General features: G+C 71.0%; 21 protein-coding genes and 3 pseudogenes. 16 read left to right on the top strand and 8 right to left on the bottom strand.

Annotated elements, in window-relative coordinates; all coding sequences use genetic code 11:
• The first annotated feature begins 55 nt into the window (after positions 1-55).
• Positions 56-1,087, top strand: a complete 1,032-nt coding sequence (locus KS03_RS05245) for a GlxA family transcriptional regulator (protein ID WP_015877838.1) — start codon at positions 56-58, stop codon at positions 1,085-1,087.
• A 501-nt stretch (positions 1,088-1,588) separates the two neighbouring features.
• Here the strand turns inward: KS03_RS05245 and KS03_RS05235 are convergent.
• Complete coding sequence (locus KS03_RS05235; protein ID WP_015877839.1) at positions 1,589-2,347, bottom strand: SDR family oxidoreductase; 759 nt, start codon at positions 2,345-2,347, stop codon at positions 1,589-1,591.
• Between the two features lie 395 nt (positions 2,348-2,742).
• Here KS03_RS05235 and KS03_RS05230 point away from each other — a divergent pair, with 395 nt between their 5' ends.
• The gene (locus tag KS03_RS05230; RefSeq protein WP_015877840.1) at positions 2,743-4,329 is read left to right on the top strand and encodes an aldehyde dehydrogenase (NADP(+)); all 1,587 of its coding nucleotides are present in this window, start codon (positions 2,743-2,745) and stop codon (positions 4,327-4,329) included.
• Positions 4,330-4,500: 171 nt separating this feature from the next.
• Here the strand turns inward: KS03_RS05230 and KS03_RS05225 are convergent, their stop codons facing one another.
• Positions 4,501-4,902 (bottom strand): DUF3597 domain-containing protein, encoded by a 402-nt coding sequence (locus KS03_RS05225; RefSeq protein ID WP_015877841.1) that lies wholly within the window; start codon positions 4,900-4,902, stop codon positions 4,501-4,503.
• Between the two features lie 118 nt (positions 4,903-5,020).
• A pseudogene (locus KS03_RS05220) lies at positions 5,021-5,637 on the bottom strand (pyridoxal-phosphate dependent enzyme); the annotation flags it as partial.
• A 325-nt stretch (positions 5,638-5,962) separates the two neighbouring features.
• Between KS03_RS05220 and KS03_RS05215 the strand changes: the two are divergent.
• Positions 5,963-6,394, top strand: coding sequence for an organic hydroperoxide resistance protein (locus KS03_RS05215; protein ID WP_015877842.1), 432 nt, complete (start codon positions 5,963-5,965; stop codon positions 6,392-6,394).
• A 165-nt stretch (positions 6,395-6,559) separates the two neighbouring features.
• Here the strand turns inward: KS03_RS05215 and KS03_RS05210 are convergent.
• Together KS03_RS05210 and KS03_RS05200 are read right to left on the bottom strand one after the other, a co-directional pair.
• Positions 6,560-6,787 (bottom strand): annotated as a pseudogene (locus KS03_RS05210) (aspartate aminotransferase family protein); the annotation flags it as partial.
• A 273-nt stretch (positions 6,788-7,060) separates the two neighbouring features.
• A pseudogene (locus tag KS03_RS05200) lies at positions 7,061-7,818 on the bottom strand (ABC transporter substrate-binding protein).
• 441 nt (positions 7,819-8,259) lie between these two features.
• Here KS03_RS05200 and KS03_RS05195 point away from each other — a divergent pair.
• From KS03_RS05195 to madM, 9 genes are all read left to right on the top strand, one after another.
• Positions 8,260-8,634, top strand: coding sequence for a hypothetical protein (locus KS03_RS05195; protein WP_015877843.1), 375 nt, complete (start codon positions 8,260-8,262; stop codon positions 8,632-8,634).
• A 46-nt stretch (positions 8,635-8,680) separates the two neighbouring features.
• Positions 8,681-9,046: a DUF4180 domain-containing protein gene (locus KS03_RS05190; RefSeq protein ID WP_015877844.1), complete on the top strand. Its 366-nt coding sequence runs from the start codon at positions 8,681-8,683 to the stop codon at positions 9,044-9,046.
• Positions 9,047-9,228: 182 nt separating this feature from the next.
• On the top strand, positions 9,229-9,945 hold the full coding sequence (locus KS03_RS05185; RefSeq protein WP_015877845.1) for a response regulator transcription factor: 717 nt from the start codon (positions 9,229-9,231) through the stop codon (positions 9,943-9,945).
• Positions 9,946-9,959: 14 nt separating this feature from the next.
• Complete coding sequence (locus KS03_RS05180; RefSeq protein WP_043308229.1) at positions 9,960-12,002, top strand: sensor histidine kinase; 2,043 nt, start codon at positions 9,960-9,962, stop codon at positions 12,000-12,002.
• A 573-nt stretch (positions 12,003-12,575) separates the two neighbouring features.
• Complete coding sequence (locus KS03_RS05175; RefSeq protein ID WP_015877847.1) at positions 12,576-13,148, top strand: sigma-70 family RNA polymerase sigma factor; 573 nt, start codon at positions 12,576-12,578, stop codon at positions 13,146-13,148.
• Entirely contained in the window at positions 13,145-13,786 is a 642-nt protein-coding gene (locus tag KS03_RS05170) for a DUF1109 domain-containing protein (RefSeq protein WP_015877848.1), read from the top strand. Before KS03_RS05175 ends, KS03_RS05170 begins: the two co-directional genes overlap by 4 nt.
• Before the next feature lie 249 nt (positions 13,787-14,035).
• On the top strand, positions 14,036-15,664 hold the full coding sequence (locus tag KS03_RS05165; RefSeq protein WP_127913892.1) for a hypothetical protein: 1,629 nt from the start codon (positions 14,036-14,038) through the stop codon (positions 15,662-15,664).
• Between the two features lie 562 nt (positions 15,665-16,226).
• Positions 16,227-16,610 (top strand): malonate transporter subunit MadL, encoded by a 384-nt coding sequence (gene madL / locus KS03_RS05160; protein WP_015877850.1) that lies wholly within the window; start codon positions 16,227-16,229, stop codon positions 16,608-16,610.
• A gap of 12 nt (positions 16,611-16,622) precedes the next feature.
• On the top strand, positions 16,623-17,390 hold the full coding sequence (gene madM, locus KS03_RS05155) for a malonate transporter subunit MadM (protein ID WP_015877851.1): 768 nt from the start codon (positions 16,623-16,625) through the stop codon (positions 17,388-17,390).
• Between the two features lie 138 nt (positions 17,391-17,528).
• On the opposite strand, the gene KS03_RS05150 is transcribed toward madM, so the two are convergent.
• Entirely contained in the window at positions 17,529-17,942 is a 414-nt protein-coding gene (locus tag KS03_RS05150; protein ID WP_015877852.1) for an Hsp20/alpha crystallin family protein, read from the bottom strand.
• Between the two features lie 32 nt (positions 17,943-17,974).
• Positions 17,975-18,406, bottom strand: a complete 432-nt coding sequence (locus tag KS03_RS05145) for an Hsp20/alpha crystallin family protein (RefSeq protein ID WP_015877853.1) — start codon at positions 18,404-18,406, stop codon at positions 17,975-17,977.
• Between the two features lie 566 nt (positions 18,407-18,972).
• Here KS03_RS05145 and otsA point away from each other — a divergent pair.
• Positions 18,973-20,394: an alpha,alpha-trehalose-phosphate synthase (UDP-forming) gene (otsA, locus tag KS03_RS05140; RefSeq protein WP_015877854.1), complete on the top strand. Its 1,422-nt coding sequence runs from the start codon at positions 18,973-18,975 to the stop codon at positions 20,392-20,394.
• A 78-nt stretch (positions 20,395-20,472) separates the two neighbouring features.
• Here the strand turns inward: otsA and KS03_RS05135 are convergent, their stop codons facing one another.
• Entirely contained in the window at positions 20,473-21,183 is a 711-nt protein-coding gene (locus KS03_RS05135) for a FadR/GntR family transcriptional regulator (RefSeq protein ID WP_015877855.1), read from the bottom strand.
• A 230-nt stretch (positions 21,184-21,413) separates the two neighbouring features.
• Between KS03_RS05135 and KS03_RS05130 the strand changes: the two genes are divergently transcribed.
• The 3 genes from KS03_RS05130 to KS03_RS05120 are packed head-to-tail and all read left to right on the top strand — an operon-like array spanning position 21,414 to position 24,995.
• Positions 21,414-22,964 (top strand): sugar ABC transporter ATP-binding protein, encoded by a 1,551-nt coding sequence (locus tag KS03_RS05130; RefSeq protein ID WP_015877856.1) that lies wholly within the window; start codon positions 21,414-21,416, stop codon positions 22,962-22,964.
• Positions 22,957-23,991: an ABC transporter permease gene (locus tag KS03_RS05125; protein WP_015877857.1), complete on the top strand. Its 1,035-nt coding sequence runs from the start codon at positions 22,957-22,959 to the stop codon at positions 23,989-23,991. Before KS03_RS05130 ends, KS03_RS05125 begins: the two co-directional genes overlap by 8 nt.
• A gap of 56 nt (positions 23,992-24,047) precedes the next feature.
• The gene (locus KS03_RS05120; RefSeq protein WP_017432313.1) at positions 24,048-24,995 is read left to right on the top strand and encodes an ABC transporter substrate-binding protein; all 948 of its coding nucleotides are present in this window, start codon (positions 24,048-24,050) and stop codon (positions 24,993-24,995) included.
• The last annotated feature ends 44 nt before the right edge of the window (positions 24,996-25,039 follow it).

Genomic DNA, 25,039 nt, shown 5'->3' with positions numbered 1-25,039 from the left:
GGCGGCGTCACGCACGGCCCAACCTCGCGCGTCCGTCCGCACCGATGCTGAATCCATGCCCGCACCCACGCTCCGCCACTTCGGTTTCCTGACGCTGCCGTCGTTCTCGATGATCGCGTTCTCGAGCGCGATCGAGGCGCTGCGCATGGCCAACTACGCCGATCGCAGCGAGTTCTACCGCTGGACGGTCTACTCGATCGACGGCAGCGCGGTGCCGGCCAGCAACGGGGTGGTCGCGCGGCCCACGCAGCGGCTCGACTTCGGCGCGCCGCTGCCGGACCTGATGATCGTCTGCGGCGGCACGCGCGTGCGCGAGGCGGTGGACGCCCCGCTCATCGAGGCGCTGCACGAACTCGCGCGGCGCGGCGTGCCGCTCGGCGGCATCTGCACGGGCGCCTATGCCCTGATGGCGGGCGGGCTGCTCGACGGCTATCGCGGCACGGTGCACTGGGAAAACCTCTCGGCGCTGCACGCCGAATTCCCGGCGGTGGCGCTCGTCGACGAACTGTTCGTGATCGATCGCGACCGCGTGACCTGCACCGGCGGCACCGCGCCGCTCGACATGATGATCGGCCTGATCGCCGCCGAGCGCGGCCAGCCGCTGGCCACGCGCGTGTCCGAGCAGTTCGTGCTGGCCCGCATCCGCGGCGCGAGCGACCCGCAGCCGATTCCGGTCGATTCGCGGGTCGGCTTCTCGCGCGCCGAACTGGTGGAAGCCGTGCGGCTGATGGAGGCCAACCTCGAGGAACCGCTGCCGCTGGCCGATCTGGCCCGGCTGATCGGGCTGTCCGAGCGACAGATGCAGCGGATGTTCAAGCACTATCTGAGCACCTCGCCCACCCACTACTACCTCGCGGTCCGGCTCAAGCACGCGCGCGAGCTGCTGCGCAACAGCGACCTGTCGATCGCGCGCGTCACGCCGCTCGCGGGCTTCCGCTCGGCCTGCCATTTCAGCAAGGCCTACCGCGCGCAGTTCGGCCACGCGCCGAGCCAGGAGCGGCGCGCGCCGAAGCCCGGCCGCCGGCCGCCGGCGGCACCGGAGGCGGAAACGCCCGAAGCGGACGATGGCGTCTCGCCGCGCGGCTGAGCAGCCGTCCCGGCGGCAGGCCGCGCGGCGGTCATGCGGTTTCATCGAGATGCGGGCGGCCGCCCGGTGAGGTCGCCGGCCTGAACCCGGTCGGCGGCATCGCGATCCGGCGCGCGACGCACGAGCGAGCGCAGGGCCGCCTGATCCGCAGGCCGGCGCGCTGCCGCGTGCTGCGCGCCGCCAAGCCGACGCACGCGAGCTTCTTCTATCGCACGGGCGAGATGCCGGTGGTGGCGGCGCAGAGGCCGGCCACCGGCGGAAGCCGGGAAGACGCGAGGCCGCGCCCTATCGCGGCCTGTCGATCGAGCGCCGCAGCGCGGTGCTGGCGGCGTTGGGCACGCCGCCGGCGGCGCTTCGCATCGACCCACTCGGGCAGCTCGCGCGCCTGCGCCCGATGGCGGCGAGCGGCCTGCCGGCCCGCGATGCGCGAGCGATGCCGGCTCGCGGCCGGCGGCGCGTAGCCGAGCGCCGCTACGAGCGGGCTCGCGCCGCAGCCCTTGCTCACCAGTCGCGCACGTCGCTGATCGGCGGGTTGCCGAAACTGTCGTCGAGCAGGTGGTCGATCAGCTTGCGCGCCGCATCGTCGGGCGTGGTCAGCGCGCCGCTCGCCTTCAGCCGTTCGAACCGGTCGAGCTGCGGAAAGCGGCTCGCGTCGGTGGCGCGGATGGTGGCCTGCATGTCGGTGTCGACCACGCCCGGCGCGACGCTGGCGATCCGCAGCGGACCGTTGTGATCGAGCGCGACCGCGCGCGCGTGATGATCGAGCGCGGCCTTGGTCGCGCAATAGACGCTCCAGCCCGCATAGGCGTTGCGCGCGGCGCCGCTCGAGACGTGCGCGATGCGCCGCTCGAGCGAGCCGTCGCCGAGCTGGGCGACCGCGCTCGCGAACAGCAGCGGCGCCGTCACGTTCAGCGCCACCGCGCGCGCGATCGCCTCGGGCGTCTGCACCGCGAGCGGGCCGATCGGCTCGACCGTGCCCGCGTTGTTGATCAGCAGCACCGTGCGCGCGCCGGACGCGAAGCGTTCGAGCTCGCCGCCGGCCAGCCACGCGGCCACCCGCGCGGGGTCGGAGAGGTCGAGCGCGGCCTCGGCGAAGCGGCCGCCGTATTGGGCGGCGAGCGACGGGTGCGCGCCGCGCGACACGCCGAGCACGGCGATGTCGCGGCGCAGCAGCTGCGTGGCGAGCGCGGCGCCGAGGCCGCGCGTGTGGCCGGTGACGATCGCGCGGATCGCGGGCGGCGTGGAATGGGTCGGGGTCATGTCGGAGTGGCGTGAGGTGACGGGGAGGCGATCGTGAGCGGCGGCGCGCCGGCAGGCGGGCCGGCCCGCGGGCCGCCGCCCGGCGATGCGGACCGGCGCGGCGCGATCGCCATCGTAACCACACCGGCCCGCGCGGGCAACGCGACGCCGCGCGGCAGGCAGCGCCGCCGGGCCGGATCCGCTGTCAAGTGCCCGCCTCGTTTGCTGGGTATGATGTCGGACGTCGCCGGCTGCGGGCCGTTCGGTTCGCACCGGCACCGGCCCGTGCCACGCTGGCATCCGCCCGCGGCACGGCCGGGGCCCATGCGTGCGTCATGCTTGCGAAAGCAATGCGTGAAGCACGATCCGCGCCGGCAGGCGCCACTCGATTCGCCGATTCGCAGGAGAGATATCGCATGACACACGAAATCACCGGAAACATGTTGCTGGGCGCGGCCTCGGTCCGCGGCACGCAGGGCGTGCTGCGCGCGTTCGCGCCGGCCACCGGCACCGAACTCGAGCCGGAATTCGGCGCCGGCGGCCCGGCCGACGTCGATCGCGCCTGCCGCCTCGCGGGCGAGGCGTTCGACGCCTTCCGCGCCGCGCCGCCGGACACGCGCGCGGCGCTGCTCGAGGCCATCGCCACCGGCATCGAGCAGCTCGGCGCGACGCTGATCGAGCGCCTGCACCTGGAAACGGCGCTGCCGGTCGCGCGCCTCGAAGGCGAGCGCGCGCGCACCTGCGGGCAGTTGCGCCTGTTCGCGCAACTGGTGCGCGACGGGCGCTGGAACGATGCCACGCTCGACTCGGCGCTGCCCGAGCGCAAGCCGCTGCCGCGCGCCGACCTGCGCGCGCGCAAGATCCCGATCGGCCCGGTGGCGGTGTTCGGCGCCAGCAACTTCCCGCTCGCGTTCTCGGTGGCGGGCGGCGACACGGCCTCCGCGCTCGCGGCCGGCTGCCCGGTGGTGGTGAAGGCGCACGAGGCGCATCTGGGCGGCTCGGAGCTGGTGGGCCGCGCGATCCAGCAGGCGGTGGCCGAGCTCGGCCTGCCCGAGGGCACGTTCTCCCTCGTGATCGGCAAGGGCAACGCGGTCGGCGAGGCGCTGGTGGCGCATCCGGCCATCAAGGCGGTCGGCTTCACCGGCTCGCGCCGCGGCGGCCTCGCGCTGTCGGCGATCGCCGCCGCGCGCGCCGAGCCGATTCCGGTTCACGCCGAAATGAGCAGCATCAACCCGGTGCTGGTGCTGCCGGCCGCGCTGAAGGCGCGCGGCGCGCAGCTCGCGCAGGGCTTCGTGGATTCGCTGGTGCTCGGCGCCGGCCAGTTCTGCACGAATCCGGGCCTGGTACTTGCGATCGAAGGCCCGGAACTCGACGCGTTCGTGGCCGCCGCCTCGGCCGCGCTCGCCGGCAAGCCGTCGCAGGTCATGCTGACGGCCGGCATCGCCGCCACCTATCGCCGCCAGATCGACGAGCGCGCGCAGCAGCCGGACGTGGCGCGCGTGGCCGACGGCGTCGCCTCCGACAACGCCTGCGGCGCGCTGCCGGTGCTGTTCCGCGCCAAGGCGGCCGACTTCATGGCGAACCACGGCCTGGCCGAAGAGATCTTCGGGCCGGCCTCGATCGTGGTGGCATGCCGCGACGAGCAGGAGCTGCTGGGCGTGCTGGACGGCATCGAGGGCCAGCTCACGGCCACGCTGCTGCTGGATCCGGCCGACTACCCGGTCGCGAAGCGCGTGCTGCCGGTGCTCGAACGCAAGGTGGGCCGGATTCTCGCGAACGGCTATCCGACCGGCGTCGAGGTCTGCCACGCGATGGTTCACGGCGGCCCGTTCCCTGCCACCTCCGATTCGCGCACGACCTCGGTGGGCACCATGGCGATCGACCGCTTCCTGCGCCCGGTCTGCTACCAGGACCTGCCGGCCGAGCTGCTGCCCGAGGCGCTGCAAGACGCGAACCCGCTCGGCATCTGGCGCCTGCGCGACGGCGAACTCGTGCGGCGCTGAGCGCCGCCGCCCGCTCGCGGGCGTATTGCTTGACCAAGGCCGGCGCGGTTTCGCGCCGGCCTTGGTGATTGGCGCGCCGGCAGTTCGGTGCAAGGCGGCGCGGCCGCCCGCGCTGCGCGGCCCGGCATCACGCCTCTGCGCGGCCGCCCTGCGGCAGTGCCGGCCCGGCGCTCAATTCGCCAGATCGGACGGCAGCTTGCCGCCGTTGGCGGCCAGCGCCTGCATTACCGTCTTGTGCAGCCAGACGTTCATGCTCGCCGAGTCGTTCATGTCGCCGTCGTAGTGCAGTTCCGCGGCGAGCCGTTTGCGATGCTCGAGGCTGCTGTCCACGCCGAGCGCCTTCATGGTGTCGACGATCGACACGCGCCAGTTCAGCGTCTGGCCGCTGTCGGCCACCAGTTGGTCCATCACCGCCGCGACGTCGACGTCGGACAGCGGCGCCGGGGCCGGCGCGGCCTCGGGCGCCACGTCCTGCGCGGCGGCCGGGTCCGGGACGGGTTCGGCCGCGGGCGGCGGCTGGTCCGGTTTGGCCTTGCCGAACAGCTTGTTCACGATATCGCCAAAGATGCTCATGTCTGGGCTCCAATCGGTGGGTGAGGTGGAGGAAAACGGCACCCGCGCGAGCGGGCGCGCCATGCATGACGCGCCCCATGTTACGCGGCTTGGCGCCGCGCAAATGTCAAAAGTCGTCAGCGACGGTCTCGCCCGCGATCACGCCGTAGCCCTGCATCACGTCGCGCGCGACGGCCTCGCAGCCGTCATGCGAGGTGTCGGACACCACGTGCCAGCCCTGCTCGCGCGCGAGCCGCGCCGCGTGGATCACCGATTCGTCGTAGTTGCCGGCGATGCGCACGATGCGCGCGCCCTGCGCGGCGATCGCCCGCTCGCGCTCGGCGCCCACCCTGGCGTGCAGCACGATCACGCAGGCGCAGCCCACGGCGCGCGCGGCGGCGGCGAGCGCCCTGCCGTGATTGCCGTCGGTGGCGCTGATCACGGTCAGCGCGGCGAGCTGCCCGGCGTGGCGGCCGGCGATCAGCGCGGCCGGATCAGCCGCAGCAGCGCGACCGGCGCGCCGAGCGCCTTGAAGCTGCCGAGCGGCGAGCGCGCCGCCTCGTCCTTCACGGCGAGCCGCGCAAGGCCGAGCCGCGCGGCCGCGCCCGGCAGCTCGAGCAGCGGCGTGGCACCGCGGCTCAGCAGCGGCCAATGCGCGAGCCACGCGCCGCTCTGGTCGGCCGCGGCGATGTTGAGGATGGCGCGCAGCGCGGCGGGGTAAGGCGCGCGCGTGGCGCGCGGGTTCGAATACGGCATGGAACGGCTCCCCAGCAGGTCGTGCGCGCGCCGCCCTCGCTGCGCCGGCGCGGAGGGTGGAATCGGGTAGTGGAAAAATACTCTCTCCCGTCTTCTCGAACAACAACGCGAGGCGCTTCACGACGCTGGCCTGCATGAACCGCGCGAAGGTGGGGCCGGACGTGCCGACGGATGCCGCGGCACGACGGGCGCGGGCCTTGCTAGGCGAGACGGTGCCGGCGCCGCCCGGCACGGCGTGCGGCCCGAGGGGCGCGGGCCGCGATGGACGAAACCGGCGGCGCGCGCTTACCATGGGCAGCCATGCCAACTCGAACAGGAGCCACTCATGTCAGTTGATGCGAAGTACAAGACCACCGCCACCGCCTCCGGCGGCGGCCGCGACGGCAAGACCGAGCTGGCCGACGGCACGCTGTCGTTCCAGCTCAGCGTGCCGAAGGAGCTTGGCGGCCCGGGCGGCGACGGCGCGAATCCCGAGAAGCTGTTCGCACTCGGCTACTCGGCCTGCTTCCTCGGCGCGATGCGCGTGGCCTCGCAGCAGACCAAGATCAAGGTGCCGGAAGGCACCACCGTCACGGCGACGATCGGCATCGGCCCGCGCTCGGAAGGCGGCTTCGGCATCACCGCGGCGCTCGACGTCTACCTGCCGGGCGTGCCCGAGGCGGACGCGGCCAAACTGGTCGAGACCACCCACGACATCTGCCCGTACTCGAACGCGATCAAGGCCAGCGTCGACGTCGCGACGAACACGCGCGGCTGAGGCCCGAGGCGATGGACGCCCCGCGCAGACCTCACGCGCGGCGCGCGAGGCCCGGCAGCGGGGCGGCAACGGCAACCTTGCCGCCCCGTTCTTCGCCGTCAGCCCCCGGCGGCACGCGCCGGCCCGGCCGACCCCGACTTTCCCCACCCTCCCCACCCTCCGCGCCTATCGCGACCGCTCGATCGCCTGCCCGAGCAGCGCGATGCCGAGATCGACGGCCTCGTCGCTGACGGTCAGCGGCGGTGCGATCCGGAACACGCCGCCCATCCCCGGCAGTTGCACGATGTTCATGCTGAGCCCGAGATTCACGCATTCGCGCGTGATCCTCGCGCCGAGTCCGTGGTCGGGCGCCTTGGTACGGCGGTCCTCGACGATCTCCATGCCGAGCAGCAGCCTGGCCGGGCTCACCGCGCTGCCGCCGCTGCCGCCGCTGCCGCCGCTGCCGGCCGTCAGCATCACGCTGCAGCTCGAACGCCAGCCGCCCCCGCCGTTGATCGCGGCGTTCGCCGAGCACATCCGGCGGGCGCTGCCGTTGTTGCAGGGGGCAGCCGAGGCCCGGGGCGCCGCGCTCGCGGCTTCGCCGCCGCTCCCGCCAGCTGCGCGTCCGGACCCCGCACGGGCGGCGCTGGTTGCCGGCCGCGGCAGGACGCTCGGCGAGCCGCGCCGCTAACGGCCCCCGGCCGGCGCCACCGACGCGCCGGCGATGCCGTGCCGTTCGAGCGCACCGGCCACGAAGCCCGACGCCTTGCGGGCCTCGACGAACCCGTTCAGGAAGCCGGCCGCCGCCTCGCCACGGCTTTTCGGCAGGCCCATGGCCTGGCGGATCACCATGAAGCGGCCGTCCAGCAGCCGCAGCCCCGGCGTGCGCGCCGCATCGGCCTCGAGCTGCTGCCGCACGCCGGCCGCCACGTCATGGCCGTCGGCCAGAAACGTCGCGACCACCGCCGGCGACGACGGCGCGCGCACGATCTGCGCGGCCTTCAGCTCGCGCGTCAGGAACAGGTCGTAGGCACTGCCCTTGCCGACGTCACGCGCGTGCCGGGCCGATCGACCTCCTCGTTGGCGCGGATCGGCGAGGCGTCGCGCACCAGATAGGCGCCTTCGATCAGCACGTAGGGCGCGGTAAACGCGATCGAGGCGCCGCGCAGCGGATCGATCGCGAAAAAGCCGACGTCGGCGCGTTCGTCGGCCACCGCGGCCACCGATTCGCCCGCGGTCGGGAACACCAGCAGTTCGACCGGCACGCCGAGCGCGGCGCCCAGCGCGCGCGCCAGATCGACCGACACGCCGGCCGGCTGGCCGGTGGCCGGATCGTGGCCGGCGAGGATCGGGTTGCCGACGTTGATCGAGGCGCGCAGCACGCCATGCGGCGCGAAGGCCGCGACGATCGCGGGATCGGCTGGGGGATCGGAGGGGACGGTCATCGCATGCCTTCGTCATTGGGCCGCGGCTTGCGCGGCGGGTCATGGGAGTGCGGCTTTCGCGCCGTGCCGCTCGCGCATCGGCGGCACGGCGCCGGGCGCGGTGCGGATGCGGCACACCGCCGATGCGCGCGCGGCCCGGGCCTGGGCAGCGGCCGGCCACGCGGCCAAGGCGGCGGCCTTGCCCTCGCGCCCTGGCGGTGCGGCCGGCGGGCTCGTGGCGGCGCTCGTGGCGGCGCGTCGAGCGCTAGGATAGCAGGCGCCGCACCGGGTGCGCACGGCGCGGCGCGCCGAGGGGCGAGCGCTTGCCGGATGCCGCAGGGCGCGGCTCGCGGCCTCGCACGCCGGCCGCCCGCGCCCCGTCTTTTCGATAGACTGTGCGATTGTCGCGGCGCCGGCCGGTTTGCGGCCCGGCACCGTGTTTTCGAGCCACAGGATTTCCCGATGAAGCCAGCCGTCTTGTCCCTCGCCGTCGCGTGCTGCACCGCGCTGCCGGCCCTCCCGTCCCACGCGCAGGCGTTCGACGACCGCTGTTTCGCGGTCGGCGACGTGGCCGCGCAGATTTCCGGCTGGCGCAAGCGCGGCAAGACCAAGGCCCAGGCGCTCGCGCAGTCGCACAAGTACTATGGCGACGGCCCGGACAGCCAGGCGGTGGACAAGGCGATCGCGATCATCTACGCGGCGCCCACCCTGCCGAACCCCGACCAGGCCACCATGCTCGTCACGCAGGACTGCCTGCGGGAGAAGCGCGCGCGGCAGGCCGGCACCGGCGGGCGGGCCGTCGCGGCGCCGGCGCCGGCCTCGGCGCCGCGGCCCTGACGCGGCGGCGCCCGCCAGCGACGGCCCCCACCGGATCGCCCCGCGCATGCAAGCCCGCCTGATCGAGCAGCACGGCATCCGCATCGTCCACGTGAGCGCCGTGGACGCGCCCGTGCGCAGCCGCCAGGACGCGCTCGAGCTGATGCTCGGCCACGGCCACCGCGATCTCGACGGCCTGGCGGTGGACGCCGCCTGCCTGCACCCCGATTTCCTGGCGCTGCGCACCGGCGTGGCCGGCGAGTTGCTGCAGCTGTTCGTCAACTACCATCTGCGGCTCGCGATCATCGGCGATTTCACGGCGGTGGCGAGCGGCCCGCTGCACGATTTCATCGTCGAGAGCAATCGCGGCAGCCAGCTGAGCTTCGTGGCCGATCTCGACGCCGCGCTCGCGCGGCTGCTGCCGCCCGGCTAGGCGCGCACCGCACGCCGCGAGACGGGCCACGCGGGCGATGCGTGCGGCTCCGCCCGCGGCCGGATCGCTCGCGTATCATTCGGTGCTATCGTCGGCGCGAGTCTCGCGCCGGCCCGCGAACGCCCCACCCGGGTGCCCGTTCGCCTGCTTGCCATCCGATCCAGCCACACAACACGCGACCCATGACGCTTCTGCCGCCGGAACCCATGGTGCCGGGCCCGCTACTCATCGTCGACGACGAGCCGATGATGCAGCGCCGGCTGACCACGATCCTCACCTCGCTCGGCTATGCCGACGACGCCCTGCTGTTCGCCGACAGCCTCGCCCAGGCGCGCGCGACGCGCGCCACCCAGCCCTGCGCGATCGCGCTGGTCGACATCGGCCTGCCCGACGGCTCGGGCATCGAGCTGATCCGCGAATGGCACGAGGCCGACCCGGCGCTGCCGATCGTGGTGATCTCGACCTGGAGCACCGGGCCCACCATCGTCGGCGCGCTGCAGGCCGGCGCGACCGGCTATCTGCTCAAGGAGCGCGACGACCTCGAAATCGCGCTGTCGATCCGCAGCGTGCTGCGCGGCGGCGCGCCGATCGATCCGTTCGTGGCGCGCTACATCCTCGATAGCGTCAACGCGCCGCCGCCCGCCACCGCGCCCGCGGCCCCGGCGAGCACCGTGACGCTGCCGTCGCGTGACGGCGCCCCGCCCGTGCGGCTCAGCCGCCGCGAGATCGAAATCCTCGGCATCGTCAGCAAGGGCCTGACCAATCGCGAAATCTCCGAGCTGCTGTCGCTGTCGAGGCTGACGGTCGAATGCCACATCAAGAACATCTACAAGAAGCTCGCGGTGCGCTCGCGCACGCAGGCCGTCTTCGAGGCCCGCGCCCACGGGCTGCTGCCCTGACGAGGCCCTCCGGCATGCAAGCAGCACCAAACTGCGATCACAGTTTGCCGTTCGCGGCCGGGCGCGCGGCCGCCGCATCGCGCGCCGTGCGGCAGATGCCGGTGGCGGCCGTCATGCTGATCGGGCTCGCCGCCGCCCTCTGCGCGCTGCTGGCGACGCCGGCCGGCGCGGCCGCCCCCGCGGCGCCGCGCGCCTCGCCCGCCGCGCCGGCTGCGCTCGCCGCCGGCACGCGGCCCGGCCGCGATGCACGGCCCGATGGGAGGCCGGAGGACGGGCCCGGCTGCCCGCTTGTCGTCGAGGCGGCGCGCGGCACCTGGGACGCCGCCACGCCGCCCGCCACGGGCTGGCTGCGCGTCACGCTGCCCGACGTCTGGACCTCGCGCTGGCCCGGCTTCGACGGCGTGGTGTGGTATCGCCTGAACTGGTCCGCCGCATGCGGCGCCGACGCGCCGCTCGCCGTCTTCATCGATTACCTGAACATGGCCGGCGCGGTCTACCTGAACGGCACGATGCTGGGCCGCGACGTGCAACTCACCGAGCCGCTCAGCCGCGCCTGGAACATGCCGCGCTACTGGCTGCTGCCGGCGCCGCTGCTGCACGCGGGCGCGCACGCCGGCAACACGCTGCTGATCCGCGTGTCGGGCCTCGCGGCCTACGCGCCCGGGCTCGGCCCGGTGCTGGTCGGGCCGTCCGAGGTGGTGGCGCGGCACTACGGCCGTTCGCACGAACTGCGCCGCGACCTGCAGCGCTACAGCCTGGCCATCACCTCCATGCTCGGCTGCTTCTTCGTGGTGCTGTGGCTGATGCGGCGGCGCGAGAGCGTGTATGGCTGGTTCGGGCTGCAGTCGCTCGCCTGGTGGTGCTTCCAGATGAACCAGGTGGTCACCACGCCGTGGCCGTTCACGAGCACCGACGGCTGGGAGGCGGCGATGTCGGTGGCCGTGGTGCTGTTCGCCAGCAGCTTCGCGATGTTCACGCTGCGTTTCGCGAACCGCCGCCACGCGCGCCTCGAGGCCGCCCTGTGGGTGCTCGCGGCGGCGCAGACGGCGGCCATGCTGGCCGCGCCGCATGCCGCCATCGAGACGGTGCGCGCCGTGATCGCGCTGATCCCGGCGGCGACCTTCATCGGCTGCTGCGGCGCCTTCATCGTGTTCTCGCTGCGCCGCCCGCGCGCGGACCGGCTCGCGCTGTCGGCCTGCATGCTGATCTTCATCGCGGCCGGCGTGCACGACATCCTGACCTTCCTCGGCGTGCTGACCGACAATCTCTACTACACCTCGATCGCGGCGCAGTTCGAGATGATCGGCATGGCGCTGGTGCTCGCCTGGCGGTTCGTCACCAGCCTGCAGCGCATCGAGCAGTTCAACGACGAGCTGACGGGCGCCGTGGCCGAGGCCAGGCGCGACCTGCGCAACACGCTCGATCGCGAGCACGCGCTGCAGGTGGCCAACGCGCGCCTGAACGAGCGCCTGAGCCTCGCGCAGGACCTGCACGACGGGCTCGGCGGCACGCTGGTGTCGAGCATCAGCGCGCTCGAGCACGCGCCGCACGACATGCCGCCGGCGCGCTTCCTCGGCATCCTCAAGGAGCTGCGCGACGACCTGCGCATCATCATCGATTCGGCCGCGCTCGAGCACGCCGGCACGCGCTCGCTCGACGGCCTCATCGCACCGCTGCGCCACCGGCTCGCGCGCGCGTTCGAGGCGCAGGGCATCGACTGCCGCTGGCGGCTCGACGGCATCGGCACGCTGCAACTGCCCAACGCCGTCTGCCTCGATGTGATGCGCATCCTGCAGGAAGCGGCCACCAACGCGCTGCGCCACAGCGGCGCGACGCGCGTCGAGATCGGCCTCGTGCACGACGGCGCGCGCGGGCTGCGCATCACGGTGGCCGACAACGGACACGGCTTCGATCCGGAGGCGCCCACGCCGCACGGCGGGATCGGCATGCACAGCCTGCGCGCGCGGGTCGGACGGCTGGGCGGCCAGTTGCGGATCGACTCGGGCGCGCGCGGCACCACGCTCGCGATCGAGATCGCGGCGCTCGGCTCGGCCTGAGGCCGGCGCGCGCGCCGTCAACACGATGACGAGGGCACGCTTCGGCGCCCTACCCATTTCGGGGTATGGGCACCAATTTCGCGGATTGCTAAGCTGGCCGCTCATTCGGTTGCGAATGCAATGCATCGCCGATCGATCGAACCCGCCGCACGGGCCGACACGGGCGGCAGGCAGGCGCTGCCTGGCAACGCATCGAATGAGATGGGCGAACGCGTCCTGAAGACACGCGCCGCCCGTCATTCTCTGGCTTGAGGCGGTGGCCGGCCGGCGCAGCAGCGTCGGCCGGAATCGCTTGCCGGCCCGGGCATGCCGCGCTGCGCCCCGGTCCCTCCCCCCGCCCGCTCCGACTCTGCCGAGGCGAGGCCGTACCGACGTGCCGACGTGCGGCCGCGATGCGGCGGCAGCCCGGCTCGGCCTCCGGCACGACGGCTGCGCGTCGCTTGGCCAAGATACAATCCGCCTCGTGCCCGCCTGCGGACGGCGGCACGCCCCACGCCCGCGCCCGGACTCGCGAACGCGCGCCGCGGCATTCGCCGAAAGTATTTTTTCGGCTTCCTGTAACCCGGACGACGCATGGAGCGAATTCGAGACGGTGCCGCTCGGCAGCAGACCGAACAGGCGCTGCGGCAGTGGCTGCTGGCCGGCCTCGATGGCGACGAGGCCGCCTATCGGCGCTTCCTGAGCGCGCTGTGCGCGTACCTGCGCGGCTTCGTGCGGCGCCGGCTCGCGAACCGGCCCGCCGACGTGGAGGACCTGGTGCAGGAGATGCTGCTGGCGATCCACGACAAGCGGCACACGTATCGCGCCGGCGAGCCGCTGACGGCCTGGGTCCACGCGATCGCGCGCTACAAGCTGATCGACGACTTCCGCGCCTGGTCCAGGCAGGACGCGCTGAACCAAAGCTTCGACGACGAATCGGAGTGGCTCGCGGCCCCGGAGTCGGAACCGTTCGAGGCGCGACGCGATCTGGCCAAGCTGCTCGACACGCTGCCGGACCGGCAGCGCCTGCCGATCTTGCATGTGAAGCTGGAAGGGTTGTCGGTGGCCGAAACGGCGCGGATGACCGGCCTGTCCGAATCGGCCGTGAAGATCGGAGTACACCGCGGCCTGAAGGCGCTGGCCGCGAAGATTCGGGGAACACGATGAAGACCGACGATCTGATATCGATGCTGGCCACCGGCGTGACGCCCGCGGACCCGCGCCTGCCGGCCAGGCGCTTCGCGACGGCGCTCGCGATCGGCGCGGCCGGCGCGCTGCTGCTGATGGCGGCCCTGCTCGGCATGCGCCGCGACCTCGCCGAGGTCGCGCTCACGCCGCTGTTCTGGGCCAAGCTGGCGCTGCCGCTCGCACTCGCGATCGGCGCGCTCGCCACGCTCGCCAGGCTCGCGCGCCCGGGTGCGCACGCCGGCCGCCCGAGCCTCCTGATCGCCGCGCCGGTGGCAGTGGCCTGGATCGCCGCGCTGGCCGTGCTGGCCGCCGCGCCGGCGGGCGACCGGCTCGCGCTCGTGCTCGGCTCGACCTGGCAGGTCTGTCCGTGGCTGATCGCGCTGCTGTCGGTGCCGGGCTTGGTGGCGATCCTCGCCGCGCTCAGGCGCCTCGCGCCCACCCGCCTCGCGCTGGCTGGCGGCGTGGGCGGCCTGCTGTCGGGCGCCGTCGCGACGCTCGTCTACTGCCTGCATTGCCCGGAGATGGGCGTGCCGTTCTGGAGCGCCTGGTACCTGCTCGGCATGCTGGTGCCGAGCGCCGCGGGTGCCGCGATCGGGCCGCGCGTGCTGCGCTGGTGACGGCCGGGCGCGCCGCCGCGCCGCGCGCTGCGACACGCCACCGAGCATTTGCCCGGCCGCTCGAACCGAGCAGGATTTGCCGGGCGCCTGCCGCCGTTGATGCGGGGCAAAGGCTCCCGGGCTTCGTGACACACGACGCGAGTTCGTATTGTGACGTCGGTGAAAGATCGAGCCGGATACATTGAACGTGCCTCCGCTTGCGGCGGCTTACACGTCTTGTTCCGACTCATAACCTTTCACGAGAATAATATGGACGGCAAGGTTAACGCTCATCGCCCTGCGGCGACCGCTCCCAATCCGGGGGCAGTGGCTGACGAAAGCACCGGCACCAGCCAAACAGTTGCCCCGACTCAACGGACGAGTTCCCACGCGCTGTCGGATCTGCCCTCGACCTCGACGGTGCTCGCGCGTGAAGAGGCGCCGCCGCGCGAGGCACCGGTCATTCGCCCGTCCTCGCGCGAACGCTCGCAAACCGCCGCACCGCTGCCCACAGCCACACCGTCGCCCCAACACTCGTCTGCGCCAGCGCCGAGAAGACTGCCGCGTGCGACGACTCATGCCTCGTCAGCGCAAGGGCCGGAACAGGCACCGGATCCCCGGACGATCAACGCGGCCGACGAGGCGGACACGGAGAGCTCGAGCAGCATCTATTTCGACGCCAGCAGCTCGTTCGGGGATATGGACGAAACGTTGCGGGATATGGACGACGTCTCCTTCACGAATTTTTCCAACGCCTTGGATAGACTGGATGACCCGGAATCTGCTCAGCAGCTCGGTCCCGTTCAGCAGGACGCGAACCTCTCGGCACTGCAGCAGGCGCTCGCGATCGAGCACCGGCCCGAACCCACGACGGCAGAGCAGCGCACGCTGACCAACAGCGTGCTTCAGTTGGCGAGCGACATTGTCAACAACAACATCGACAACCGGGCGGGCAAGCTGCTGACCTCCGCCGCCCATGCCTTTGTGTCGCGTGCGCTGACCGTGTACGGCCCGACCTTTCTTCGTCAACTCGTCGGCCAGGGCCTGGGTGAGGCGATGAGCGACAAGCATCTGTCGAAAGACGTGAAAGCGATGATCGGGCTTTTGCTGACGGCCGCGCCGATCGCGCTGCTTGTCGCCGGAATGATGCGCGACAAGGAAAAGGGAATCGCTACCGACACGAGCCGCAACTCACGTCTTGCGCTGATGGCGGTAGGCAGCGTGATGGGGCTGGCTGCGATCGGCACCGGCAGCATGGCGGGTGCCTCGGCCAGCCTGGGCGCCTTCGTGCTGTACTGCGCGATGCGCGACGGCATGCAACAGTTCGTCAAGCTCGGCGACAAGCATCCCAAGGAGCCGTCGTTCCGGCAATCGCTCGCCGCCGGAACGGCATACACCGTGGACCAGATGGCGGTCGGCAGCGGCATGTCATATGCATCGTCGCCATCGGGCGCCGGCGCAGCAGGCCAGGCGCTGCAGACGGCTCATTCGGCCGAGCGCGCCGCGTGGAACATGGGTGGCGAACTCGCCGACGACATGATTTCGACTGCGATCACCAAGGGCGGCATTCCGGAATTGAAGGTGTCGTTCGCGATACCGTCGCTGGACGATTTCAAGAATACCGTGACGGGCGCCTTTCCAGCGCGCGCGACCTTGTTCACGGCAAGCACCTTGCTCTCGGAAATCGTCGCGGACAAGAGCCAGCACCTGAGCAAGAACACCCAGAACAACGTCAACAACCTGGCAGTGGCGCTATTGCTGGGTATGGTGATGTACGCGCCGTTCGTGCAAATGGGCAAGACCAAGAGCCCGGCCAACCGCGGCGTGTCGATCCAAGAACTCGGCCCGAACGACGAGATCGATCTGGAAGCCGGCCCGAGCACCCTGGCCCGCACCTGACGGCACATGGCGCCGAGGCGGATCCCGCTGGTCCGTCTCGCGCCTAAGCCGGGAAAGCCGCGACTCGATCCGACAGCTATCCGGTCCGACGGTGCGCAACTGCCGGGGCGGCGCTGCCGGGTTGGCGGGTGTGGTCGCGCAGCTCGACGTGGCGTGCATGGACCGCGCTCACCCGGAAGCCGTCTGCCGCATGAAACGGGCAGGGCGCGCTCGCGCCCATTGTGAACCGACTCCGCTAACGTGACGGCGCCGCAGAAACCCGCGTGAGCGGGATGGCCCACTCACCGAACCGCCCCCCCCCGCCTCCCCCCGCCAGCCGGACAACGCCAAATCCGCAGCCGCCAGCAAGTCTGCGGCGAGAACTGCAACAAGCGGCGGGATTCATTGATGTTCGGAATCAAAAGCCCGGACAACTTCATAAATGCCCGAATTGCGGCGAACTAGACTGTCCGTGCCGTCCCCCGGCATCACGGCCAGCCCGAGAATGCGTTCCGATCGATGAACCGCCGGGCGGCGGCCCGCGCGCCGCCAACGATTCCTATCAGAAAGACTGGAGACAACGATGATCATCTATGGAACCGCCCTGCTCGCGTTCTGCCATCTGGCCGGCCTTCTGCTCGGCGACCTGCTGGGCGCCGCGATCGGCGTGAAGACCAACGTCGGCGGCGTCGGCATCGCGATGCTGCTGCTGATCGTGCTGCGCATCTGGCTGCACCGGCGCGGCTGTCTGCCGAAGGAGACCGAGGCCGGCGTCACGTTCTGGGGCGCGATGTACATCCCGGTGGTGGTGGCGATGGCGGCCAACCAGAACGTGCTGGCCGCGCTCAAGGGCGGCCCGGTCGCGCTGCTCGCGGCGATGGGCGCGGTGGCGATCTGCGCCTGCTGCATCGCCGTGCTCTCGCGCCTGGGCCACGACGATTCGGCGCTCGTGCCGGTCGAGCAATAAGCGGAGGCCGCCATGCTTGCCATGCTCGAGAAAGTCGTTGCGCACAACGGCCTCGTTGCCGCGTTCGCGCTGGTCGGCGTCGTGACCTGGATATCGGTGGTGCTGTCGCGGACCCTCACGCGCGGGCGCGTTCACGGCTCCGCGATCGCGATCCTGATCGGCCTCGCACTCGCCTACGCCGGCGGCGCCCTCACGCACGGCGCGAAAGGCATCGCCGACGTGCCGCTGTTCGCCGGCATCGGCCTGATGGGCGGGGCGATGCTGCGCGATTTCGCGATCGTCGCGACCGCCTTCGAGGTGCAGGCCACCGAGGCGCGCCGCGCCGGGCTGATCGGCGTGGTGTCGCTGCTGCTCGGCACGCTGCTGCCGTTCATCGTGGGCGCGCTGGTGGCGCGCGCGTTCGGCTATACCGACGCCGTCAGCATGACGACGATCGGCGCCGGCGCGGTGACCTACATCGTGGGCCCGGTAACGGGCGCCGCGATCGGCGCGAGTTCCGACGTGATCGCACTGAGCATCGCCACCGGGCTCGTGAAGGCCATCATCGTGATGGTCGGCACGCCGTTCGCGGCCGGCTTCCTCGGCCTGCGCACGCCGCGCTCGGCGATGATCTTCGGCGGCCTGGCCGGCACCGTCAGCGGCGTGACGGCGGGCCTGGCCGCCACCGACCGGCGCCTGGTGCCCTACGGTGCGCTGATCTCGACGTTCCACACCGGCGTGGGCTGCCTGCTCGGGCCGTCGGCGCTGTACTTCGCGACGCGGGCGATGGTCGGCGGCTGAGCCTGCAATCGCGCGCCGCGCGCGCAGCGGCAACGGCCGGCTCTCGATGGCGCGGCCGCCGGCGACGAGCCTGCCGGCGGCCATCGCGCGACCCGCGAGCTGCCCGGCATCCGGACTCGCTTGCCGCTGCCGCCTTGCTCAGCCGGCGCGGACCTCGATGCGTCGCGGCTGCGCCTCCTCACGGCGTGGGATGCTCAGCGTCAGGACGCCGTCGCGCAGCTGCGCATCGATGCGCGAGGTATCGAGATCCTGGCTCAGCGTGAAGACGCGCAGGAAGCGCGGATGACGGATTTCGCCGTGCCGCAGCCGCAGCCCGGAAGGCACCGGGATCACCGCCTCGGCCTCGATGCTCAGGCTGCCGTCGGCCACCCGTATGTCGAGCTTGTCGCGCGGCACCCCGGGCAGGTCGGCATACAGCGTGACGCCGCGGCTGTCCTCGATCACGTCGACCGCCGGCAAGGTGCGCTCGACTTGCTCCGCGCCTTCCGCGCGCTCGTGGTCGGCCTGCGAGGCAGGGTTGCGGTGGGTGATCACTTCCTTGTTTGCGCTCATGATGGGCTCCAGTTCCAAAAATCGTCGAAAGGTCATTGCACCGCCACTGCCCGCGGCCGCGACGCCTCGGAGCGTCCGACGCTGATCAGCAAGCAGCCGTTCTCGTAGCGTGCGTTGACGCGGTCGGGATCGGCGTGCTGGGGCAGCTCGACGACGCGCCGGAAGGCCCCCATGAAGCGCTCGCTCGCATACACGCGTGCGCCGGCCTCGCGCTCGGGCGCCTTGCGCTCGCCGCTGATGATGACGAGGCGCTTGTCCACCGTGACGTCGATCGACGACGGATCGAGGCCCGGTACGAAGGCGACGATTTCGACACTGTCATCGGTGTCCCCGATGTTGAGGGACGGGAAGCTCTCGCTGCGGGTGGCGCGCAGGCTGGCGGGAAAGCCTGCCAGTCGCGTCATCTGGCGGTGCAGGCGATCGAACTCGCCCAACAGGTCGTGACTGAAAAAGAAATCGCTCATGATCGGCTCCTTGAAAATCGGGGCGCCTCATGAACGGCGAATGGGTCCACGCGCTCCAGTTCGCCCGTTCATGGGGAAAGCCCCATCGACAAACAAATCGAAACACGCAGCGCGAATCGCGGCTGCCTGAGCGATGCATAAAGTAGTGCGGCGATCGGGGATTTCAAGAGCCGCCAAGCCGCCCGCGATGCGCTTTTTTTCGGGAGGCACAGGCGCGCCGCCGGCGATCCGCCACGCCGGCCCCCACGCCGAGGCGCGCTATTGCGCCGACACATTTTGTTACATTAGGACGCCTCGCCCGCCTCTTGAACTGCGTGGGCGCCGCCTCTATCTCGAATTCCGCCGAATCCGGGCATGGCCGCCCCGGGCGCACGGCCGCCGGCCGGCGCGCTATGCGCGGCAAGGCATCACCGGGCCCGGCAAACGGCTCCGCCGCCGCTACGCATCTCCCGCGCATCGGCCCGGCGTGGCGTTCGACGGCGTCATCGCCGGCTTGCCGGGCCTGCCGGAGACCGGCGGCCACCATCAAAGATCATCGGAGTCCCAACGAACCGCAGGAGCCCATCGTGAGCCGTCTCGTCGTGGTATCGAATCGCACCTATGATCCGGACAGCCCGACGCCGGGCGGCCTGGCCGTCGCGCTGAACGAGAGTCTGCAGCAGCGCGGCGGCATCTGGTTCGGCTGGAGCGGCAAGCTCACCGAAGCCGACCCGGCTACCCAGCCAGTGCAGACGCGCGAAGTGGGCAACATGCGGCTCGCCACCATCGACATGTCGCAGCGCGACTACGACGCGTTCTATCTCGGCTACTCCAACAACGTGCTCTGGCCGGTGTTCCACTACCGGCTCGACCTCGCCAACTTCGACGTGCAGTTCAGCGACGGCTATCGCCGCGTGAACCGGCTGTTCGCGCAAAAGCTGCTGCCGCTGCTCGAGCCCGACGACGTGCTCTGGGTCCACGACTATCACCTGATCCCGCTCGCCACCGAACTGCGCGCCCAGGGCTGCCGCAACCGCATCGGCTTCTTCCTGCACATCCCCGTGCCGCCGCCGCAGATCATGGCCGCCATCCCCGAACACGAATGGCTGATGCGCTCGCTGTTCGCCTACGACCTGGTCGGCTTCCAGGCGCATACCGACGTCACCCACTTCGTGCGCTACGCCGAGGCCGAGGCCGAGGCGCAACTGATCGACGGCGAGCGGCTGCGCGCCTTCGGCCGCACCATCCGCGTCGGCGCGTTCCCGATCGGCATCGACGTGGACGGCTTCTCGCAAATGGCCACCGACGACGACGGCCTCAACGTCTACGAACAGATGCGCGACGAATACTCGCGCCGTAAGCTGCTGCTCGGCGTGGACCGGCTCGATTACTCGAAAGGGCTGCCGCAGCGCGTGCAGGCGTTCCGCGCCATGCTCGAGATGTTCCCGGAGATGCGCAAGCACGCCACGCTGATCCAGATCGCCGCGCCCAGCCGCGAGGACGTGAGCGCCTACAGCCGGCTGCGCCAGCAGATGGATGCGTTGTGCGGCTCGATCAACGGCGACTACGGCGAACTCGACTGGATGCCGGTACGCTACATCCACCGCAGCCTGGACCGCACCTCGCTGCCGGGCCTCTATCGCGCGAGCCGCGTGGCGCTCGTCACGCCGCTGCGCGACGGCATGAACCTGGTGGCCAAGGAATTCATCGCCGCGCAGGACGCGAAGAACCCGGGCGTGCTGGTGCTCTCGCGCTTCGCCGGCGCCGCCGAGCAGCTGACCGACGCGCTGCTCGTGAATCCCTACGATATCCAGGGCACCGCGCGCGCGATCCACGCCGCGCTGACGATGCCGCTGGAGGAACGCGTGCGGCGCCATGCGGCGCTGCTGGCCCAGATCCGCAGACACGACGTGCACCACTGGGCGGCCGGCTTTCTCGGCGCGCTCGACGGCACGAATCGCCCGGCGCAGGCGCGGCGCACGCGCGAACTGGCCGATTCCGTCGCCTAGTTCCGCGGCGGCGGCACGCCCGCCTCGGCCGCCGCCGCCGCGCCCGCCCCGCCTCAGCCGCCGCTACGCCGCGGCCTGCTAATCGGCCGTGCGGCTCTGCGCGGCCATCTCGCCGTCCGTCCACCGTCCTTCGGAGGCCCGCAGATGGGTGCGCATCGCCGTTTGCGCGGCGATCGGATCGCCCGACTGCAGTGCCCGCAGGATGTCCTCGTGCTCGCGCGCCGCGGCGGTCCAGGTGACCGGGTTCTCCACATGCCCCCGCAGCGCGGCCGCGATCGGATCATGGCGGCTGTCGAACAGTTCGGCGACGAAGCGGCTCAGCACCGAATTGCCCGCGGCCTCCGCGATCAGCATGTGGAACTGCCGGTCCGCCTCGACCGGCGACTTGCCGGCCGCGGCCAGCCGATGCATCCGCTCGATCGAGCGGCGCAGGCGATCGGCCATCGCCGCCGTCATGCGCGCCGCGGCCAGCACCGTGACGCTGCCCTCGATGGCCGCGCGCGCCTGCATCAGCTCCGACGGGCTGTCGCCCAGTGACGCGACGGCGGCTTCGTCGCCGACGCCCGCCTCGCGCACATAGACCCCCGAACCGACCCGGATCTCCACGTTGCCGCCGATTTCGAGCGCGATCAGCGCCTCGCGCAGCGACGGACGCGACACGCCGAGCTTCATCGCCAGCTCGCGTTCCGGCGGCAGCCGCTCGCCGGGCGGGAAATCGCCGCGGCGAATCAGCGTCAGGATCTGGGCGGCAATCGATTGGTAAAGCCGCTTGGGCTCGGTTGCTTTCATGGTGAGGGTTCGGCGAGCGGAATACCACGCGGGGCGTGGGGCCGGGCAAGTCTAGCATGCCCTGCAAGCCGCGATCGACGGACCTGCCGCCGCGCATCAGGGTTTCCACTATTGGTAAGACCCATTACAGATATCCATATTGGCTTGACCAAATTATTGCAATACGGTCTAATTCGCAGCAATTGGACTGACCAGCGCAAAGCCAGGCCGGCCACCTCGAAGGAGACACGATGAGCATTCCCAGCAGCCTGCCCGACGCGTCGGCGGCTCCCGCCCGGCCCCCGACGGGGGAGATCCTCGCCCTGGAAGGCATCGGCAAGCGCTTTCCCGGCGTGGTGGCGCTCGACGGCATCACGTTCGACGTGCGCTGCGGCGAGGTGCATGCCGTCTGCGGCGAGAACGGGGCAGGCAAGTCGACGCTGATGAAGATCATCAGCGGCCAGTACCGCCCGGACAGCGGCGTGATCCGCTACCGCGGCGAGCCGGTGCAGTTCGGCTCGAGTTCGGCGGCGCAGGCGGCCGGCATCGCGATCATCCACCAGGAACTGAACCTCGTGCCGCATCTGAGCGTGGCCGAAAACCTCTACCTGGGCCGCGAGCCCAAGCGCGGCCCGTTCGTCGACACGCGCCGGCTCAAGGCCGACGCCAGCCGCTGCCTGGCGCGGATCGGCCTGAAGGTGCCGCCCTCGACGCTGGTGGGGACGCTGTCGATCGCGCAGCAGCAGATGGTCGAGATCGCCAAGGCGCTCTCGCTCGACGCCCGGCTGCTCATCATGGACGAGCCCACCTCGTCGCTGACGGAATCGGAAACGGTGCAGCTGTTTCGCATCATCAAGGAACTGCGCGCCGAGGGCGTGGCGATTCTCTACATCTCGCACCGGCTCGACGAAATGGCGCACATCGTCGACCGCGTGACCGTGCTGCGCGACGGGCGCCATATCTCCACCGACGACTTCGCCGCGCTCAGCGTCAACGACATCGTGGCGCGCATGGTCGGCCGTTCGCTCGACGAGGCCTATCCGGTGCGGGAATCGGTGCCCACCGGCGAGGTGCTGTTGAGCGTGCGGGACCTGCATCGCAACGGCGTGTTCGGCCCGGTCTCGTTCGACCTGCGCCGCGGCGAGATTCTCGGCTTTGCCGGGCTGATGGGCGCGGGCCGCACCGAGGTGGCGCGCGCGATCTTCGGCGCCGACCGGCTCGACGGCGGCACCATCACGCTGCATGGCGAGCCGGTGAGCATCCGCTCGCCCCGCGAAGCGATCCGGCACGGCCTGGCCTATCTGTCGGAGGACCGCAAGAAGGAAGGGCTCGCGCTGACGATGCCGGTGGCCGCCAATCTCACGCTGGCCAACGTGCGGGCGATCTCGTCGCGCGCCGGCTTCCTGCGCTTTCGCGAGGAGCAGCAGGTCGCGCAGCGCTACGTGAAGGAGCTGGCGATCCGCACGCCGTCGGTCGACCAGATCGTGCGCAACCTGTCGGGCGGCAACCAGCAGAAGGTCGTGATCGGCAAGTGGCTCTATCGCGGCTCGCGGATCCTGTTTTTCGACGAGCCGACGCGCGGCATCGACGTCGGCGCGAAATTCGCCATCTACGGCCTGATGGACCGGCTCGCCGCGCAGGGCGTGGGGGTCGTCCTGATCAGTTCGGAACTGCCCGAGTTGCTCGGGATGACCGACCGCATCGCCGTCTTTCACGAGGGCCGCGTGACGGCGGTGCTCGACACCCCGCACACCAGCCAGGAGGAAATCATGCACTACGCTTCGGGGCGCACCCATGCTTGACATCACATCCGATCCCACCCACGTCGCCAGGCAGGCCGCCCATCAACGGCGCCGCGACCTCATCCAGAAGTTCGCGGCGCTGGGCAGCCTGGTCGCGCTCGTGATCGCGTTCTCGGCCGCCAGCCCGGCGTTCTTCTCGGTCGACAACCTGATGACCGTCTGCCTGCAGGTGACCTCGATCGCCTACCTCGGGGTCGCGGCCACCTGCGTCATCATCGCCGGCGGCATCGATCTGTCGGTCGGCTCCGTGCTGGCGCTGGCCGGCGTCTCGGCCGCGCTGCTCACCAAGTCCGGCGTGCCGGTGCCGGTCGCGATGCTTTGCGGAGTCCTGGTGGGCGCGCTGTGCGGCATCGTCAACGGCATCTGCGTGACGCGCATGGGCCTGCCGCCCTTCATCGCCACGCTCGGCATGATGCTGGTGGCGCGCGGCCTCGCGCTGCAGATCACCGGCGCACGCCCGGTATCCGATCTCGGCGACGCGTTCGGCACGCTCGGCAACGGCGCGCTGTTCCGCATCGCACGGATCGGCGCCGACGGATTTCCCGACGTCACCTTCCCCGGCATTCCCTATCCGGTGGTCGTGATGGTGGTGCTGTTCGTGGGCGTGTCCGTGCTGCTGTCGAAGACCTCGCTCGGGCGCCACATCTACGCGGTCGGCTCCAACGCCGAAGCGGCGCGGCTGTCCGGCGTCGACGTGCGCGGCGTGACGCTCTTCACCTACGTGCTCTCCGGCGCGATGGCCGGCGTGACGGGCTGCATCCTGATGTCGCGGCTCGTGACCGGGCAGCCCAACGAAGGCGTCATGTACGAACTCGACGCGATCGCCAGCTCCGTGATCGGGGGCACCTCGCTGATGGGCGGCGTCGGCACCATCTCGGGCACCGCGATCGGCTCGTTCGTCATCGGCGTGCTGCGCAACGGCCTGAACATGAACGGCGTCTCCAGCTTCATCCAGCAGATCATCATCGGCATCGTGATCCTGGGCACGGTCTGGATCGACCAGTTGCGCAACCGGACGACGCGGTAATCCCACGGCATTTGATTTCCCACGAGCAGTGCAATAACACGAGACAGGAGCGAGACATGCGGAAACTTTCCCTGCTGGCGGTAGCGGCAATGGCGTGCGCGGCATTCAGTACCGGAGCGTACGCGGCGGGCGGCGAGATCGCCGTGATCGTCAAGACGGTCAATTCGAACTACTGGCAGAACGTGCAGAAGGGCGCGAAGGCGGCGCTCAGCGACGCACCGGGCTACACGATGACGTTCCAGGGGCCGGCGTCCGAATCGAACATCGCCGACGAAGTGAACATGGTGGAGAACGCCGTGAACCGGCACGTCGCCGGCATCGTGCTGGCCGCGTCCGATCCGGACGCGCTGGTGCCGGCCATGAAGAAGGCCTGGGAGGCGCATATCCCGGTGGTGCTGATCGATTCACCGGTCTCGGCGTCGGGCAAGCCGTACTACCAGTCGTTCCTGTCCACCGACAACGAGAAGGCCGGCGAACTGTGCGCCAAGGCGCTGATCGACCGGGTGGGCCAGAGCGGCAAGATCGCCATCATGTCCTACGTGCCCGGCGCCGGCTCCGAAGTGGACCGCGTGGGCGGCTTCCGCAAGTACATCGCGGCGCATTCGAAGCTGCAGATCGTCGGCCCGTACTACTCGCAATCGCAAATGGCGACGGCGCTGAACCAGACCACCGACGTGCTGTCGGCCAATGCCGACCTGAAGGGCATCTTCGGCGCGAACGAGCCGACCGCGGTGGGCATGGGCCGCGCGCTCAAGCAGGCCGGCAAGGCGGGCAAGATCGTCGCGATCGGCTTCGACGGCAACGAGGACCTGCAGGGATTCGTGCGCGACGGCACGCTCCAGGCGATCGCCGTGCAGGGCTCGTGGCAGATGGGCAACCACGGCATCAAGACCGTGATCCGCGTCATCGAGCACAAGCCGGTGGCGAAGTTCGTCGATACCGGGGTGGTCATGATCGACAAGCAGAACCTCGATTCGAAGGAAGCGAAGAACGTCCTGTACTGAAGCCCTGCCGCGGCGGCGGGCGGGCTCGCCGCCGCCGCGCCCGC

This window comes from Burkholderia glumae LMG 2196 = ATCC 33617 (assembly GCF_000960995.1).
In the GTDB taxonomy this organism is placed as follows: domain Bacteria; phylum Pseudomonadota; class Gammaproteobacteria; order Burkholderiales; family Burkholderiaceae; genus Burkholderia; species Burkholderia glumae.
The sequence above is the reverse complement of the archived record's forward strand: the minus strand, read 5'-3'. Positions and strand labels throughout refer to the sequence as shown.